This window comes from Kaistella sp. (assembly GCF_049588135.1).
GTDB lineage: Bacteria > Bacteroidota > Bacteroidia > Flavobacteriales > Weeksellaceae > Kaistella.
Map to the genome: position 1 here is coordinate 1 of NZ_JBAVFG010000101.1, position 2,947 is coordinate 2,947.

Annotated in this window: 4 protein-coding genes; all 4 read right to left on the minus strand. The window is 29.7% G+C overall.

Going from position 1 to position 2,947, the window contains the following annotated elements; translation table 11 throughout:
- Nucleotides 1–298: 298 nt before the first annotated feature.
- From WBY99_RS05870 to WBY99_RS05885, 4 genes are read right to left on the minus strand one after another with little or no spacing between them, the layout of a single operon-like run.
- Nucleotides 299–943 (minus strand): response regulator transcription factor, encoded by a 645-nt coding sequence (locus WBY99_RS05870; RefSeq protein ID WP_423975402.1) that lies wholly within the window; start codon nt 941–943, stop codon nt 299–301.
- Entirely contained in the window at nt 931–1,719 is a 789-nt protein-coding gene (locus WBY99_RS05875) for a sensor histidine kinase (protein WP_423975403.1), read from the minus strand. Before WBY99_RS05875 ends, WBY99_RS05870 begins: the two co-directional genes overlap by 13 nt.
- Nucleotides 1,716–2,381 (minus strand): hypothetical protein, encoded by a 666-nt coding sequence (locus WBY99_RS05880; RefSeq protein ID WP_423975404.1) that lies wholly within the window; start codon nt 2,379–2,381, stop codon nt 1,716–1,718. Before WBY99_RS05880 ends, WBY99_RS05875 begins: the two co-directional genes overlap by 4 nt.
- 10 nt (nt 2,382–2,391) lie before the next feature.
- Nucleotides 2,392–2,793, minus strand: a complete 402-nt coding sequence (locus WBY99_RS05885; protein ID WP_423975405.1) for a hypothetical protein — start codon at nt 2,791–2,793, stop codon at nt 2,392–2,394.
- Nucleotides 2,794–2,947 lie beyond the last annotated feature (154 nt).

Consider the following 2,947-nt stretch of genomic DNA (forward strand, 5'->3'; position numbering starts at 1 on the left):
TTATTTGATTTTTGATTTTAAAAAAAACCAATAAAAAAAGCAATTGTTCAATCATAAAATTTTTGAAAACAATGGTTTTCTTAACAAGATAAATGGCTCTGAATTTTGATGATCGTTGCTCGAATCCTCGGAAATAGTGGTTGAAGATATCTTAGCCGTCACAAATAATTAATCGAAAGGGGTTTTACAACAAAAAACCGATTGAATAATCGGTTTAATGAGTTTCTTATCATTTGTGTTTTGATATTACAAAAGTAAACTTTAGTTATGGGTCATAAAAGAGTGGAATCACCCTAATTTAACACAAATCATGCTTTATCGCGTAAAGTACAATTCCTACTCTGGTTTTCACATTGAGTTTTGCAAAAATAGAATCTCTATAGCCATCAATAGTTCTTGGACTAACGCACATTTGTTCTGCAATTTCTTTATAGGTAAGTTCGGAACAAGCCAATTTAATAAACTGTGTTTCTCGTTCTTTTAATGAACTATTTATTTCTTGATTTTCTTTTGCTTCTGTTTTTATTTTCAGCAAACTTTGGGTTACAATATCGGTGTAGAAAATTCCTTTTTCATGTACGATATTTATAGCATCAAAAAGAATATCGGGTGACATATCCTTGAGTAAGTAACCTTTTGCTCCTGCTTTCAACATACCGATAATTGTACTTTCATTATCCTCCATTGTTAAGGCAATTACCTTTAGGTCGGGATAGTTTTTAGTAATTTCCATGGTTGTTTCGATGCCGTTTTTTCGTGGCATATTGATATCCATTAAGACAACTTCAGGAAATGTTTTGCGGTGTTCAAGCTGTTTTAGGAAATCTTCGCCATTATAACAATTCATCACCACTTGGAATCTGGGATTAAATGAAATCATGTTTTCTATCGCTTTAGAAACTAACTTATGGTCATCTACGATTGCTATTTTTATTCTTTCCATGGTGAGGGTTTTTTATAAGTAATAGTAATTTCTGTTCCTAGGTTTTCTATGGATTTAATGTTAAAAGTAGCATTAATAATTTGTGCGCGATTTTTAATATTTTCTAATCCGCTGCCATCATTTCTATGTTTTGCATTAAATCCTACACCGTAATCATTAATATTAATTTCAGTGAAATTTAGATGATCCTCTATTTTTATTAATATTTTATTTGATTCGGCGTGCTTGATTACATTATTAATAGACTCTTGTATTATTCGAAATAAAATTAAGGCATGATCCGATTTGATTTCTAAATCGTGATTATTAACAAAGTATTCTACATCCATCAACTCTAATCGCTCGATTCTGAAAATTTCCCTTTCCAATGACTCGATAAACCCAAAATGCTTTACTTGCTTACTAATAAATACTTTAGATAGGTTTCTGATATCTTGAATGCATTCACCAATCAATTGATTAATTTCCTGGGCAATATTGGCTTTATCTTCCTCATTTGACAGAGCAAGTTTATTGGTCATTAACCTTGCTACAGACAGTTTTTGTCCTAAATCGTCGTGCAGTTCTTGCCCTATATAATTGAGGGTTTGTTCCTTAATTTCTATTTGAGAAATCGCCAATTCTTGTTCGAATATCGCTTCTTTTTTTTGTTGAGATAAAAGAAGTTCTGATTTTTTCTTGATGAAAATCCCATAAACTAAAACCATCATTAAAATTACAATTAAAATAATGAAGGTGGTTATGGTAAGCAGAAAATCGGTTTCTGTAAGATTCACTTTTTTAAATTAATATTTCGTGCAAAAAAAATCCCTGTTATCAGAATAGAATATCCAAGAATATTTACAATAAATAAAATTATGAAAAAAATGTTAATATTCATCATTTCCATGGCAGTATTCCTAATAATCATTAAAGGGATAACACCTAAATAGATTGACATTAATCCAATACAGATCCAGAATGGGTAGTAGGACTTGATATTTAGAATTTTATTGGAGTTAAAAGTCTCGTACAAAACCAGATAAATATTACCAAGCAATAGCAGAACTTCGATAATGTAAAATTTTAAAGAAAATTTCGTAAAGAAGTTTTCAGAAAAAACTACAAATAAAGCATAACATATAAGAAAAACACCAGTCAAAATCAAGTTTAATTTTTTTGATTTTTTTAACTCTAAAACATCGTGGAAATATAAAAAGAACATCAAAAAAACAACTAAGCTAGTCCCTATTGTATAAATAGGAACACTATTAAATCGATAAGTAGATATGCGAATCGCAAAAATCAGCATGTCAGCGAAAATTAGGATTCCACTAGCAATAATAAAATAACTAATTCCTTTGCCAAGTTTATTTCTTTTAACTAGTAGTAAGATAAAAAATATCACCATCTGTAAAAGTTGGATGATACTGGCGGCATCCCTATTCCATTCAATCATCTTACTATATTTAATAAGGAGGACAAATTTGTCCAAAATTTAAATTTGGTAATCCTTCTCTGTCATCAGTTCCTGCTGAAATTTTTTGTTTTGATGAATCTAGATCTTCTGGTGAAAAAAAGATGGTTTGATATCCGCTATAAGCTGAATTTAACCTTGGGTCAAAATGATCTTCGGGATATTTTCCTAAGGTGATTCTAATTCCTTTATTTTTAATTCCCGTTTTTTCCATGCCTTCGCGAATCATGTTGATATACTCTTGTAAAACTTCTAAATCATAGGTATAATACTTGGAATCAGGTTTTGTAGCAGGTCGTTTTGTATTAATTGCTGCATAATTAGTTTTTTCATATTCTGTTGCCAATACGTCAGTTTCTTTCTTTGTAATCAAATGCTTTCCTAATTCGCTCATAATTTTAATTTTAATTTTAACAAATCTATAAGTTAATTTGCATATAATTATGAGTGAAAACACCCAAAGAAAAATATATTTTCAACCAATCTTGTCCTAAATAAAATTAAGCCTTTAAAATTCTACTTTCAGTGATTTTCAAAAAACATTCATC

Coding starts and splice junctions, on each gene's coding strand:
- WBY99_RS05880 (WP_423975404.1), bottom strand. CDS start 2,381: ATGATTGAATGGAATAGGGATGCCGCCAGTATCATCCAACTTTTACAG.
- WBY99_RS05885 (WP_423975405.1), bottom strand. CDS start 2,793: ATGAGCGAATTAGGAAAGCATTTGATTACAAAGAAAGAAACTGACGTA.
- WBY99_RS05870 (WP_423975402.1), bottom strand. CDS start 943: ATGGAAAGAATAAAAATAGCAATCGTAGATGACCATAAGTTAGTTTCT.